General features: G+C 74.0%; 10 protein-coding genes. 3 read left to right on the top strand and 7 right to left on the bottom strand.

Annotated features, from left to right (window positions below):
- Positions 1–268: 268 nt before the first annotated feature.
- Together recX and recA are read right to left on the bottom strand one after the other, a co-directional pair.
- Positions 269–1051, bottom strand: a complete 783-nt coding sequence (recX, locus tag ACGH7X_RS28635; protein ID WP_399889945.1) for a recombination regulator RecX — start codon at positions 1049–1051, stop codon at positions 269–271.
- Between the two features lie 3 nt (positions 1052–1054).
- Positions 1055–2182 (bottom strand): recombinase RecA, encoded by a 1128-nt coding sequence (gene recA / locus ACGH7X_RS28630; RefSeq protein ID WP_399889942.1) that lies wholly within the window; start codon positions 2180–2182, stop codon positions 1055–1057.
- 328 nt (positions 2183–2510) lie between these two features.
- Here recA and ACGH7X_RS28625 point away from each other — a divergent pair, with 328 nt between their 5' ends.
- Positions 2511–3251, top strand: coding sequence for a hypothetical protein (locus tag ACGH7X_RS28625; protein WP_399889939.1), 741 nt, complete (start codon positions 2511–2513; stop codon positions 3249–3251).
- A gap of 7 nt (positions 3252–3258) precedes the next feature.
- Here the strand turns inward: ACGH7X_RS28625 and ACGH7X_RS28620 are convergent, their stop codons facing one another.
- Together ACGH7X_RS28620 and ACGH7X_RS28615 are read right to left on the bottom strand one after the other, a co-directional pair.
- Positions 3259–4422, bottom strand: a complete 1164-nt coding sequence (locus tag ACGH7X_RS28620) for an AI-2E family transporter (RefSeq protein WP_399897413.1) — start codon at positions 4420–4422, stop codon at positions 3259–3261.
- Positions 4423–4593: 171 nt separating this feature from the next.
- Positions 4594–4788: a DUF3046 domain-containing protein gene (locus ACGH7X_RS28615; protein ID WP_007445009.1), complete on the bottom strand. Its 195-nt coding sequence runs from the start codon at positions 4786–4788 to the stop codon at positions 4594–4596.
- A gap of 81 nt (positions 4789–4869) precedes the next feature.
- Between ACGH7X_RS28615 and ACGH7X_RS28610 the strand changes: the two genes are divergently transcribed.
- The gene (locus ACGH7X_RS28610; RefSeq protein ID WP_399889935.1) at positions 4870–5883 is read left to right on the top strand and encodes a hypothetical protein; all 1014 of its coding nucleotides are present in this window, start codon (positions 4870–4872) and stop codon (positions 5881–5883) included.
- An 8-nt stretch (positions 5884–5891) separates the two neighbouring features.
- Here the strand turns inward: ACGH7X_RS28610 and ACGH7X_RS28605 are convergent, their stop codons facing one another.
- Genes ACGH7X_RS28605 through ACGH7X_RS28595 form a run of 3 tightly spaced genes read right to left on the bottom strand, consistent with a single transcriptional unit; the run spans position 5892 to position 7830 of the window.
- Positions 5892–6200 (bottom strand): AzlD domain-containing protein, encoded by a 309-nt coding sequence (locus ACGH7X_RS28605; RefSeq protein ID WP_399889932.1) that lies wholly within the window; start codon positions 6198–6200, stop codon positions 5892–5894.
- On the bottom strand, positions 6197–6967 hold the full coding sequence (locus ACGH7X_RS28600; RefSeq protein ID WP_399889929.1) for an AzlC family ABC transporter permease: 771 nt from the start codon (positions 6965–6967) through the stop codon (positions 6197–6199). The genes ACGH7X_RS28605 and ACGH7X_RS28600 overlap by 4 nt, the downstream gene beginning before the upstream one ends.
- On the bottom strand, positions 6964–7830 hold the full coding sequence (locus ACGH7X_RS28595; protein WP_399889926.1) for an AraC family transcriptional regulator: 867 nt from the start codon (positions 7828–7830) through the stop codon (positions 6964–6966). The genes ACGH7X_RS28600 and ACGH7X_RS28595 overlap by 4 nt, the downstream gene beginning before the upstream one ends.
- Before the next feature lie 231 nt (positions 7831–8061).
- On the opposite strand from ACGH7X_RS28595, the gene ACGH7X_RS28590 reads away from it, so the two are divergent.
- Positions 8062–13014 (top strand): ATP-dependent helicase, encoded by a 4953-nt coding sequence (locus tag ACGH7X_RS28590; RefSeq protein WP_399889924.1) that lies wholly within the window; start codon positions 8062–8064, stop codon positions 13012–13014.
- Positions 13015–13024 lie beyond the last annotated feature (10 nt).

Here is a 13024-nt window from a genome sequence, read left to right as displayed (position 1 = left end):
GGGCCGCCTTTCGGGGCATGCGGGAGGGGCGTCCGTGCGAGGTCCGTGCACCGCCCGTGTTCCGGGGGCGGCGTACGCGCGTGGTGGCCGCGGCTCGCGCGGTCACGCGACGGCGCAGACGGTACAGCCGTACGGAGGGCGTTCACCCTTCCGGGAGCGCAAGGTAATCCTGCGCGGTCCTCGCCTCTCGGTGCGGGCGCGGTATCGCGCCGCATGCGCCGACCCGGGCGTCTTCCCGTCACGTTGGCCCAGCCGACGTGACGTCGGGTCAGAAGGCCTCGTCGCCGAGGTACTCCGTGTCCTCGCCCTCCTCCTCCAGCGCCCGGCGGACCACTCGCAGGGCCATGCCCTCGGGGTAGCCCTTGCGGGCGAGCATGCCCGCGAGGCGGCGCAGCCTCTTGTCGCGGTCGAGGCCCCGGGTGGCGCGCAGCTTCCGGTCGACCAGCTCGCGCGCGGTCTCCTCCTCCTGCTCGGAGTCCAGTTGGGACACCGCGGCGTCGATGAGCGTGGCGTCGACGCCCTTGGTCCGCAGCTCTCTGGCGAGGGCGCGCCTGGCCAGCCCGCGGCCGTGGTGCCGGGACTCCACCCAGGCTTCCGCGAAGGCACCGTCATTGATCAGGCCGACCTCCTCGAACCTGGACAGCACCTCCTCGGCGGCCTCGTCGGGGATCTCCCGCTTGCGCAGGGCGTCGGCCAGTTGGCTGCGTGTGCGCGGGGTCCCGGTGAGCAGGCGCAGGCAGATCGCCCGTGCCTGCTCGACCGGGTCCCGCGGAGGCTCCCCCTTCTCGGCCCTCGACGAGGAAGTGGCACCTCCGTCCTCGGTGGACGGCTCCGCACGCTCGCGCCGCCGGCGACCGCGCGCGCCGCCCGTGCCACGGCCCCGTCCGCCTCCTCGGCGCGCCTCGCCGTCACCGTGACGCGCCTCGCCATCGTCGCGGGAACCTGCGGCGGACGGGTCCGCCTCGTACGGGGCCGCAGCCGCCCCGTACGCGTCGTCACCCGTCCCGGCGGAGCCGCCCGCGTACTCGGCCCAGTCGGTTCGTCGTGTCACGGATCAGCTCTTGGCTGCCGCGGCCTTGGACTTGGTGGCCTTGGCGGTCGCGGGGGCGGGGACCGCCGGTGCGGCGTCGGCCGCGGCGGCGGAGACGGCGGCGTCCGCGCCCGGCTCGGTGGCCGGCTCCTCGGGACGCACTCCGACGCCCAGCTTCTCCTTGATCTTCTTCTCGATCTCGTTGGCCAGGTCGGGGTTGTCCTTCAGGAAGTTGCGCGCGTTCTCCTTGCCCTGGCCGAGCTGGTCGCCCTCGTACGTGTACCAGGCGCCGGCCTTGCGGACGAAGCCGTTCTCCACACCCATGTCGATCAGGCCGCCCTCGCGGCTGATGCCCTGGCCGTAGAGGATGTCGAACTCGGCCTGCTTGAACGGCGGCGCGACCTTGTTCTTGACGACCTTGACGCGGGTGCGGTTGCCGACCGCGTCGGTGCCGTCCTTCAGCGTCTCGATGCGCCGGATGTCGAGTCGCACCGAGGCGTAGAACTTCAGCGCCCGGCCACCGGTCGTGGTCTCCGGGGAGCCGAACATCACACCGATCTTCTCGCGGAGCTGGTTGATGAAGATCGCGGTGGTCTTGGACTGGTTCAGCGCGCTGGTGATCTTCCGCAGGGCCTGGCTCATCAGGCGGGCCTGCAGACCGACGTGACTGTCGCCCATCTCGCCCTCGATCTCCGCGCGCGGGACGAGCGCGGCGACGGAGTCGATGACGATGAGGTCGAGGGCGCCGGAGCGGACCAGCATGTCCACGATCTCCAGAGCCTGCTCGCCGTTGTCCGGCTGGGACAGGATCAGGTTGTCGATGTCGACACCGAGCTTCTTCGCGTACTCGGGGTCGAGGGCGTGCTCGGCGTCCACGAACGCGACCTGGCCGCCGGCCTTCTGCGCGTTCGCCACGGCGTGCAGGGTCAGGGTCGTCTTGCCCGAGGACTCGGGGCCGTAGACCTCCACGACACGGCCGCGCGGGATGCCTCCGACGCCGAGGGCCACGTCGAGCGCGGTCGACCCGGTCGGGATGACCTCGATGGGCTCGTTGGTCCGGTCACCCATGCGCATGACCGCGCCCTTGCCGAATTGCCGTTCAATCTGTGCGAGCGCGGCGTCGAGGGCCTTCTCGCGGTCGGTTCCTGCCATGGGTTCCACCCGGTTTGCTTGATTCGATCGCTTCACGTCAAAGACGCTAATGCCTGCCACTGACAATGGGCCCCGATGCCGGTCCGGCCTGTGGATAACTCGGGCACTTCTCCACCCGAACCCACTCGAATCACCCGTCCCGAGCCCCGCCGGAACCTCCATAAGAATGGATGTTCGATTTTCGTGTCAAGCGCACCACCCGGCACTTCCGAGCGTACGTCCACCGGCCCGGCGGACGTGGTCGACCGGTCTCTGCTCCCTGCGGCGCAGGGCGGGTGCCTCCGGCCGGAGGACGACGGCGTGGAGGGCTCCTTGCCAGGCTCCTCCCATGCAGAACTCGAGGACCGCCCGAACCGCCCTCACGATCGGCCTTCTGCTGATCCTCTCCGGCCTCGTGCACCTGGTGGTGTTCGCGGTGGACGGCGGCCCGTGGGACGGACCGGTGTCCTGGCGGAAACCGGTGACGTTCGGGCTCTCCTTCGGGGTGACGCTGATCGCGATCACCTGGATCACCTCGTACCTGGGCGTCCGGCCGCGACTGCGCGCCGCGCTGCTCGCCGTGTTCGCGGCCGACTGTGTCGTCGAGGTGGGCGGCATCACCCTCCAGGCATGGCGCGAGGTGCCCTCGCACCTCAACATGGAGACGCCCTTCGACACCGCCGTGTCCATGACCCTCGCGGTGGGCGGCGGCGTCCTGGTCGTGCTGCTCACCGCGTTCGCGCTCGCCTCGTTCCTCCGTCGGCCCACGGGGCCGGCGGGGATGGCCCTGGCCGTGCGCTCGGGGTTCGCGGTGCTGCTCGTCGGGCTCGCCTCGGGCGCCGCGATGATCGCGCGCGGTGTGGTGCTCACCCGCACCGGTCACCAGGAGGCCGCCTACCACTCCACGGCATGGCTCAAGCCGCTGCACGGGGTGTCCCTGCACGCCGTGCTGGTACTGCCGGTGCTGGCCTGGCTGCTCTCCCTCACCCCGTGGGGCGAGACGGTACGCCGGCGGGTGGTGGCGGGGGCCGTGTGCTGCTACGCGGCCGCCGTGGCGGGCGCCGGTGTGTGGGCCGCCCTCACGTACTGAACCGGCCTCAGGAGGCGCCGCCGTCCCCGGTTCCTCCCGTATCGGGGCGGCCGGGTTCCGGCCGGCGGGCCCACAGGGCGCGTATGCGGGTGGCGCCCGCCGGTCCGGACGGACGGTTCCGGCGCCCGTGGACGCGCGGATCATCGGTGACGACGTAACGCTTGACGTACGCCCCGAGGAACGCCTGGAGCGTGGCGATCGCCGGGATGGCGATCAGCGCGCCGACGGCGCCGAGCAGGGCGGTGCCCGCGATGACCGAGCCGAAGGCGACCGCGGGATGGATGTCCACGGTCTTGGACGTCAGCTTGGGCTGGAGCACGTAGTTCTCGAACTGCTGGTAGATCACCACGAAGATCAGCACCCACAGCGCGTACCAGGGGTTGACCGTGAAGGCGATCAGCATGGGCAGGGCGCCCGCGAGATAGGTGCCGATGGTGGGGATGAACTGCGACACCAGGCCGACCCACACCGCGAGCGCGGGGGCGTACGGCACCTCCAGTACTTCCAGGAGGACGTAGTGGGCGACGCCGGAGACCAGGGCCATCAGCCCGCGTGAGTACAGGTAGCCGCCGGTCTTGTCCACGGCGATCTCCCACGCGCGCAGGACCTCGGCCTGGCGGGCGGGGGGCAGGACGGAGCAGAGCCCGCGCCGCAGCCGGGGCCCGTCGGCGGCGAAGTAGAACGAGAACAGCAGGACCGTCAGCAGCTGGAAGAGGCCGCCGAGGACCTGGGCCGACACGTCCAGGACGCCGGTCGCGCTGTTCTGCACGTAGTTGCGCAGCCAGTCGGAGCGCAGCAGGCCCTCCTGGATGTCGACCCGTCTCAGCTCGGTGTGGAAGTGGCCGTTGACCCAGTTGATGACGGAGTCGAGGTACTCAGGGAAGTCCTCGACCATCTTGACGATCTGGCCCGCGAGCATGGAGCCGAGCAGGGTGACGAACCCCGCGGCTGCGATCAGCACGGCGAGGAAGACGAGGAAGGTGGCAAACCCCCGGCGCATGCCGCGCCCGGCCATCCAGCTCACCGCGGGTTCGATGGCCAGGGCCAGGAAGAACGCGATGAGGACGTTGATCAGCAGCCCGGTGAGCTGGTGGAAGGCCCAGCTGCCCAGCTGGAAGGCGGCGATGAGCGCCAGGGCCAGCACCATGGCGCGCGGCAGCCAGCGCGGCATGCGGGCGCCCGGCCCGGCGGCGGCGCCGTCTGCCGGGGGCCCGCTGGGCGGCGTGGTGCCGGTCGGGGATGCGTGCCGGGTCGCCTGCCCGGTCTCGTCAGTGGATGCCACGGGCCAAGTCTCGCCCACGCCACCACGGGCGGAGCCCCGTCCGGTGATCTTCGCGAACCGTCACCGCTGCTCCCGCGGCACGTTCATGACGGTGCAGACCACCCGCCACACGTCCTTGGCGTCCCAGCCGGCGTCCAGCGCCTCGTGCACCGTACGCCCGCCCAGCTCCGCCATCACGTGATCGCGCGCGAAGGTGTCGGCGTACCCCGGACCGAAGTGATCCGTCATCCGCTCCCAGAAGACCGTCAACCGCATGACCCCAGTATCCCGCCCCTGAGAGTGGGCCCTGAGCCGGGACCACCTGCCGGTACCGCTCCCCGGCCTACGGTCTGTCCCATGGCCGAAACCGGAGCTTCCCCACTCCCCCCGACCCCGCTCAGCCCGACCCCGCTCAGCCCGACCCCACGCCCCCCTACCCCGCGCCCCCCGACCCCTCGCACCTCCGAATCGGGCTCACCGCTCGCGCGCGCGGAGCACTTTGTCTGGCTCACCGCGCGCGTACTGGAGCAGCGCCTCTTCGCGTACCACTTCCGTGGCGGGGACCCGGACCCGGTGGAGACCGCGCTGGACGCCTACCGCAACGAGGACGGCGGGTACGGCCACGCCCTGGAGCCCGATCTGCGCGGCCCGGTCAGTCAGCCGCCGCACACGGCGCGTGCCCTGCACGTCCTGGACGCCGTCGGACGCTGCGGCGGGCAGCGTGCCGAGCGGGTGTGCCGCTATCTGACCTCCGTGTCCACGCCGGACGGTGCGCTGCCCGCGATCCGTCCGGGCCGGCGCGAGTATCCGGCCGCGCCCTTCGTGCCGGTCGTGGACGACCCGCCCGGCGAGCTGCTCGCCACCGGTCCGGTGGTCGGTCTGCTGCACCGCAACGAGGTCTGGCACGCCTGGCTGTTCCGCGCCACGGACTTCTGCTGGCGGGCAGTCGAGTCGCTGGAATCCTCGCACCCGCACGAGGTCGAGGCCGCCGTGGCCTTCCTGGACACCGCTCCCGACCGGCCGCGCGCGCAGGCCGCGGCCGACCGGCTCGGCCGCCTGGTGCGCGAGCGGCGCCTGGCGGTACTGGACCCGGGCGATCTCGACGCGTACCCGCTCTCCCCGGGATGCGCCCCGGGCGAGCGCCATTTCCCGCACGACTACGCGAGGAACCCGCGCTCACTCGCGCGCGCGTGGTTCACCGACGACGAGATGGTCCGCTCCCTCGACTTCCTCGTCGCGGAGCAGGAGGACGACGGCGGCTGGCCCGTCCGCCGGCCCCGCTGGGCACCCGCGCCCGCACTGGAGGCCCGCCCCGGGGTGACGCTCGAGGCCCTGCGCACCCTCCGGGCGTACGGCCGCACCCTGGGCTGACCCGGTTCTCAGCCGCCCATGGCCCGTACGCCCGCGGTGACCACCACGGCCGCCGCGACGACGAGCAGGAACGGGGCGCGCAGCAGCAGCGCCACGGCGGCCGCGGCGACTCCCGCGGCCCGCGCGTCCAGCACGAGCGTGTGCCCGTCGGCGAAGGTCTGCTGGGCGGTGAGCGCCGCGAGGAGGGCCACGGGCAGGAGGGCGGCGAGCCGCCGGACCAGGGGCCGTTCCAGGGCGCCCGCGGGCACCAGCAGCCCGAGGAGCTTGACCGCGTAGCAGCCCACCGTGGTCACGCCGATGGCGATCCAGACGCTCATCGGTCTCCCTCCCCCGCGGGGCCCTCGTGGTCCGCGGCGTCCGCGCCAGCACCCACGCGGCGTCCGCGCCCCCACAGGACGAGCGGTGCCGCCAGCGCGGCCACCAGGACGGGCACGCCTGCGGGCAGCACGGGCAGCAGGCCGAGGCCCAGGAGGACGGCCAGGGCGGCCACCGCGCGCTCGGTGGTGGTGCTCAGCATCGGCGCGAGCAGCGCGAGGAAGACGGCGGGGCCGGCCGCGTCGAGCCCCCACGCGTCGGTGTCCCCGATGGCCTCCGCGCCCAGCGCGCCGAGCAGGGTGGTGAGGTTCCACAGGACGTACAGGGTGAGTCCGGTGACGGTGAACCCGATCCGGACACTGCGCCGTGTGGGCTGGGCCAGGGCCACGGCCGTCGTCTCGTCGATGACCCATTGCGCGGCGAACGGCCGCACCGCGCGCGGGAGGGCCAGCAACTGCGACAGCCGCAGCCCGTAGAAGGCGTTGCGTACGCCCAGGAAGAAGGCCCCGGCCGCCGCGGTGAGCGGGTTGCCGCCGGCCGCGAGCGCCCCGACGAGCGCGAACTGGGACGCCCCGGTGAACACCAGGAGGCTGAGGGCGCAGGTCTGGGCCAGTGTGAGTCCGCTGCCGGCCGAGGTCACCCCGAAGGCGAACCCGGACAGGCCGACGGCGACTCCGACCCCGAGGGCGTCCCGTACGACGGCGGCGTCCGGCTTGCCGCCGGCGCCACCCGCGCCGGGAGCGTCGGGAAGGGCTGTCTGTTCTGTCACGCCTCGAACGGTAGGAGCAGCCCGGGCCGCGCGTCTTGTACGTTCTTGCGCTCCCGCTGGTAGGCGCCGGGCGGCACGCCCACGATCCGCGCGAAGTGCCGGTTCAGGTGCGGCTGGTCGGTGAACCCCACGGCGACGGCGGCCTCGGCCGGTGACGTGCCGGTGTCCAGCAGCCCCCGCGCCCGACGCACCCGGGCGTCGGTCAGCCAGGTGTGGGGTGGCATCCCGTAGGCGTCCCGGAAGGCCCGCAGCAGCGCGAACGGACTGCTCCCGAGCTCCCCGGCGAGCCGCTCCAGGCTCGGCGGGTCGGCCATCCGCTCCTCCAGCACGGCACGCGCGCGTGCCGCCGTCCGGGCTCCGGCCGTGCGCACCTGACGCCGTGGCAGCGTGCCGCCGTTCAGCCGCAGCAGCCGGGTCACGGCCACCCGCAGCAGGGTGTCGGCGGCGAGTGCGTTCCCCTCGTCGGCGGCGCGCAGCACGCGGTGCACCAGCTCGACGGTGTACGGATCGTCGAGCACCGGCCGGACGAACCCGGGCGTCCCGCGCAGCGACGTCGTCTCCGCGGCGATCCGGGCCACCAGCTCGGGCGCCGGGTAGACGGCTCCGTACCGCCATCCCTCGGGGACGCCGGCCCGCCCCGTGTGCGGGGTGTCCGGGTTGACCAGGGCGAGCGATCCCGCCGCGGCGTACTGGTCGCTCCCGCCGTGGTGGAAGACCTCGACGCCGTCGGCGATGGCGGCGATGACGAAGTGCTCGTGCGTGTGGCGGACGAAGGTCTTCCGTATGTACTGGGCGCGCAGCAGATCGACGCCGGGCAGCTCCTCGTACCGCCAGTGCCGTGCCCGCTCGTCCGATCCCGCCATGCCCCCATTCTCCGTCAGCCGCCCTCCGCCCACGGCGACGGCCCGAGGCGGTCCGACCGCCAGGCTCGGGCCCGCCTCGGACCCGGCTCGGGCGGTCGGCTCGGGGGCGGGCGGCGCGGGCGGGCGGGCGGACCGACGCCCTGCTCCGACGCCCGGCTCAGGCGCCCGGCTCAGGCGCCCGGCCGGAGCCGGTTCGGGCCGATTGTCAGTGCCCGGGTGCACGATGGATCCATGGTCAGCTCCGCACGCCGAGCCCTGGACGGCTTCTCCCCCGCGACCCGCGGCTGGTTCACGGGGGCCTTCTCCGCGCCCACCTCCGCCCAGGCGGGCGCGTGGCAGGCCATCTCGGAGGGCTCGGACGTGCTGGTGGTCGCCCCCACCGGCTCCGGCAAGACGCTGGCCGCCTTTCTCGCCGCACTGGACCAGCTGACCTCGACGCCCCCGCCCGCCGACCCCAAGAAGCGCTGCCGCGTCCTGTACGTCTCTCCGCTCAAGGCCCTGGCCGTCGACGTCGAGCGCAATCTCCGCAGCCCGCTGACCGGCATTCGCCAGGAGTCGGTACGCCTCGGTCTGCCCGAACCCGAGGTCAAGGTCGGCATCCGCTCCGGCGACACCCCGGCCGCCGAGCGGCGCGCCCTGTCCACCCGGCCGCCGGACATCCTGATCACCACGCCGGAGTCCCTGTTCCTGATGCTGACGTCGGCCACGCGCGAGGCGCTGACCGGCATCGAGACGGTGATCCTGGACGAGGTGCACGCGGTCGCGGGCACCAAGCGCGGCGCCCATCTCGCGTTGACCCTGGAGCGGCTGGACGAGCTGCTGCCGAAGCCGGCCCGTCGCATCGGGCTGTCGGCGACGGTCCGCCCGGTGGACGAGGTCGCCCGGTTCCTCGCCCCGCGCGGGAAGGTCGAGATCGTCCAGCCGGACTCGGGCAAGGAGTTCGACCTGTCGGTCGTCGTCCCGGTCGAGGACCTGGGCGAGCTGGGCGGGTCCCCGGTCGCGGACGGCAAGGAGGGCGCGGAGCGCCCGTCGATCTGGCCGCACGTCGAGGAGCGGATCACCGACCTCGTCCAGTCGCACCGCTCCACGATCGTCTTCGCCAACTCCCGGCGCCTGGCCGAGCGCCTGTGCAACAGGCTCAACGAGATCGCGTACGAGCGGGCCACCGGCGAGCCCCTGGACGAGCACCACTCCCCCGCCGAGCTGATGGGCGGCTCGGGCGCCGCCCAGGGCGCCCCGCCCGTGATCGCCCGCGCCCACCACGGCTCGGTCTCCAAGGAGCAGCGCGCGCTCGTCGAGGAGGACCTCAAGGCGGGCCGGCTGCCCGCCGTGGTGGCCACCTCCAGCCTGGAGCTGGGCATCGACATGGGCGCCGTCGACCTGGTCGTCCAGGTCGAGTCGCCGCCCTCCGTCGCCTCCGGCCTCCAGCGCGTCGGCCGCGCGGGCCATCAGGTCGGCGCGGTCTCCACGGGCGTGGTCTTCCCGAAGTACCGCGGCGACCTGGTGCAGGCGGCCGTGGTCACCGAGCGGATGCGCAGCGGCGCCATCGAGGCGCTCAGGGTCCCGGCCAATCCCTTGGACGTCCTGGCCCAGCAGCTCGTGGCGATGACCGCGCTGGACACCTGGCAGGTCGACGACCTCCTCGCCACCGTCCGCCGCGCCGCACCCTTCGCCTCGCTCCCGGAGTCGGCCTTCACGGCCGTCCTGGACATGCTCGCGGGCCGCTATCCGTCCGACGCCTTCGCCGAGCTCCGCCCGCGCGTGGTGTGGGACCGGGTGGCCGGCACGGTCACCGGCCGCCCGGGCGCGCAGCGCCTCGCCGTCACGTCCGGCGGCACGATCCCCGACCGCGGGCTCTTCGGGGTGTTCCTCGCCGGGGCCGACCCGAAGAAGGGCGGCGGCCGGGTCGGCGAGCTGGACGAGGAGATGGTGTACGAGTCCCGGGTGGGCGACGTCTTCACGCTCGGCACCAGCTCCTGGCGGATCGAGGACATCACGCGCGACCGGGTCCTGGTCTCCCCCGCTCCGGGTGTGCCGGGAAGGCTGCCGTTCTGGAAGGGCGACCAGCTGGGCCGCCCCCTGGAGCTGGGCCGTGCGCTGGGCGCCTTCCTCCGTGAGGTCGGCTCCCTCTCCAAGGAGGACGCCCGGCTGCGCCTGGTCACCGCCGGCCTGGACGCCTGGGCCGCGGACAACGTGCTGTCCTACCTCGACGAGCAGCGCGAGGCCTGCGGCCACGTCCCGGACGACCGCACCATCGTCGTCGAGCGCTTCCGGGACGAGCTGGGCGACTGGCGGGTCGTCGTCCACTCCCCCTTCGGCGCCCAGGTCCACGCCCCCTGGGCCCTCGCCCTCGGCGCCCGCCTGTCCGAGCGGTACGGCATGGACGCCCAGGTCATGCACGCCGACGACGGCATCGTGCTGCGCCTGCCGGACGCCGACCTGATGGGCCTGGACTTCCTCGACCAGGACCCCGCGAAGCCGGGGCTCGAGTACGACGCCGAGCAAGCTCCCGTCGGTGCGGCCGACGTCGTCTTCGACAAGGGCGAGGTCGACCGGGTCGTCACCGACCAGGTGGGCGGCTCGGCCCTGTTCGCGTCCCGCTTCCGCGAGTGCGCCGCCCGTGCGCTGCTGCTGCCGCGCCGCAGCCCCGGCAGGCGGACCCCGCTGTGGCAGCAGCGCCAGCGCGCCGCGCAGCTGCTTGAGGTGGCGAGCGAGTACGGCTCGTTCCCGATCGTCCTGGAGGCGGTCCGCGAGTGCCTCCAGGACGTCTTCGACGTGCCCGGCCTGGTCGAGCTGATGGGCGACGTGGAGGGCCGCAAGGTGCGCCTGGTCGAGGTCACCACCCCGGAGCCGTCCCCGTTCGCCCGCTCCCTGCTCTTCGGCTACGTCGCCCAGTTCCTGTACGAGGGCGACTCGCCGCTCGCCGAGCGGCGGGCCGCCGCGCTGTCCCTGGACTCGCGGCTGCTGGCCGAACTGCTCGGCCAGGCGGAGCTGCGCGAGCTGCTCGACGCGGAGGTGCTCACCGAGCTGGAGCGCGAGCTGCAGTGGCTCACCGAGGACCGCCGGATCAAGGACCCCGAGGGCGTCGCGGACCTGCTGCGGATGCTCGGTCCGCTGACCGACGCCGAGCTGGCCGAGCGCGGCGCCGAGCCGCAGTGGGCGCCGGAGCTGGCCGCGGCCCGCCGCGCGATCAGGGTGCGTGTCGCCGGGGCCGAGCACTGGGCGGCGATCGAGGACGCGGGCCGGCTGCGCGACGCGCTGGGCACGGCGCTGCCCGTCGGTGTGCCCGAGGCCTTCACCGAGCCGGTCAAGGATCCCCTGGGCGACCTCCTCGCCCGCCATGCCCGCACCCACGGCCCCTTCACGTCGGTCACCGCGGCGGCCCGCTTCGGTCTGGGCGTGGCCGTCACCGAGGGCGCCCTGCAGCGGCTCGCCGGGACGGGGCGGGTCGTGCAGGGCGAGTTCCATCCGGCCGGCATCGGCCAGGAGTGGTGCGACGCGACCGTACTGCGCAGGCTGCGCCGCCGTTCCCTGGCCGCGCTGCGGCACGAGCTCGAGCCGGTGCCGCCGGCCGCCCTCGGCCAGTTCCTCCCGCAGTGGCAGCACATCGGCAAGGGGCACACGCTGCGCGGCGTCGACGGGCTGGTGCGCGCGGTCGAGCAGCTGCAGGGCGCCTCCGTGCCCGCGTCCGCCCTCGAGAAGCTGGTCCTGCCCTCCCGGGTGGTGAACTACGGCCCCGCGATGCTGGACGAGCTGACGGCCGCAGGTGAGGTGGTGTGGGCGGGGGCGGGTTCCCTCCCCGGCAAGGACGGCTGGGTCTCCCTCTACCTGGCGGACGCCGCTCCGCTGCTCCTGCCGCCCCCGCATCCGCTGGAGACGACCGCCCTCCACGAGTCCGTACTGACCACCCTCTCGGGCGGGTACGGCCTGTTCTTCCGGCAGATCGCCGACCAGGTCCGCGCCACCACCCACCCGGACGCCACCGATCCGCAGCTGGCCGACGCCCTGTGGGACCTGGCCTGGTCCGGACGGCTGACGAACGACACACTCGCGCCCCTGCGCTCCCTACTGGGCTCGGGCCGCACCGCGGGCTCCACCGCGCACCGCGCCAAACGCGCGGTGCCCAGGGGGCGGTACGGCTCGCTGACGGCCGCCGCCCGCCCGGTGTCCCGCACCGGTCCGCCGACGGTCGCGGGCCGCTGGTCGCTGCTTCCGGCCCGCGAGGCCGACGGGACGGTGCGTGCCCATGCCCTGGCCCGCACGCTCCTCGACCGGCACGGCGTGGTGACTCGTGGCGCCGTCGCGGCGGAGGGCGTCGAGGGCGGCTTCTCGGCGGTGTACCGGATCCTGGCCGCGTTCGAGGAGAGCGGGCAGGCCCGGCGCGGCTATGTCGTGGAGGGGCTGGGCGCGGCGCAGTTCGCCATGGAGGGCGCCGTGGACCGGTTGCGCGCGGTGGAGGGCGCCCGCGAGCGCGGTGCCGGCCCGCCCGGGCAGGCGCGGTCCACCGGCGCCTCGGAGAACCACCTCGCGTCCGCCGACTCCGCCTTCGACGACTTCCCGTCCGGCGGTCCGGCGGGCTCCGGCGGCCCGGACCCCTTCGACGACGTCTTCGCCGACCCCGACCACCTGGGCCGTTCGCCTTCCCGGGGCGATTACATCTCGCCTCGCGACTATGCCGAGCCGGGCGCCGGGGGGCCGCGCGGGGGCGGTGCGCAGGGCGGAGGCGGCTTCGGCGGCCCGCGCGGTCCGTACGACACCGGATTCCCGGGCCGTCGCGGCCGCCCGGCCGTCGGGCCGCGGGCCGTCGTCCTGGCGGCCGCCGATCCGGCGAACGCGTACGGCGCGGCCCTCGCCTGGCCCGAGCCGCCGGCCGGTGCCACGCACAAACCCGGCCGCAAGGCGGGTTCCCTGGTGGTGCTCGTCGAGGGCGAACCGGCGCTCTACATGGAGCGCGGCGGCAAGACACTCCTGCTGTGGCCCGCCGACCCCGACGCGCTGCCCACGGACGACTCACGTCTGCGCGCCGCCACGGAGGCGCTCGCGGAGGCCGCCCGCGCCGGTTCCCTCGGCACGGTCACGGTGGAGCGGGTCAACGGCACCGCGTCCCTGACCTCCCCCTTCGGCCCCGTACTGGAGGAGGCGGGGTTCATCGCCACCCCGCGTGGTCTGCGCATCAGGGCGTGAGCCTGCCACC

Source organism: Streptomyces sp. BBFR51, assembly GCF_044591655.1.
Taxonomy (GTDB): domain Bacteria; phylum Actinomycetota; class Actinomycetes; order Streptomycetales; family Streptomycetaceae; genus Streptomyces.
This window is presented reverse-complemented; position numbering and strand designations above follow the sequence as displayed.

Coding starts and splice junctions, on each gene's coding strand:
- ACGH7X_RS28625 (WP_399889939.1), top strand. CDS start 2,511: ATGCAGAACTCGAGGACCGCCCGAACCGCCCTCACGATCGGCCTTCTG.
- ACGH7X_RS28620 (WP_399897413.1), bottom strand. CDS start 4,422: ATGCCGCGCTGGCTGCCGCGCGCCATGGTGCTGGCCCTGGCGCTCATC.
- ACGH7X_RS28605 (WP_399889932.1), bottom strand. CDS start 6,200: ATGAGCGTCTGGATCGCCATCGGCGTGACCACGGTGGGCTGCTACGCG.
- ACGH7X_RS28595 (WP_399889926.1), bottom strand. CDS start 7,830: ATGGCGGGATCGGACGAGCGGGCACGGCACTGGCGGTACGAGGAGCTG.
- ACGH7X_RS28590 (WP_399889924.1), top strand. CDS start 8,062: ATGGTCAGCTCCGCACGCCGAGCCCTGGACGGCTTCTCCCCCGCGACC.
- recA (WP_399889942.1), bottom strand. CDS start 2,182: ATGGCAGGAACCGACCGCGAGAAGGCCCTCGACGCCGCGCTCGCACAG.
- ACGH7X_RS28610 (WP_399889935.1), top strand. CDS start 4,870: ATGGCCGAAACCGGAGCTTCCCCACTCCCCCCGACCCCGCTCAGCCCG.
- ACGH7X_RS28615 (WP_007445009.1), bottom strand. CDS start 4,788: ATGCGGTTGACGGTCTTCTGGGAGCGGATGACGGATCACTTCGGTCCG.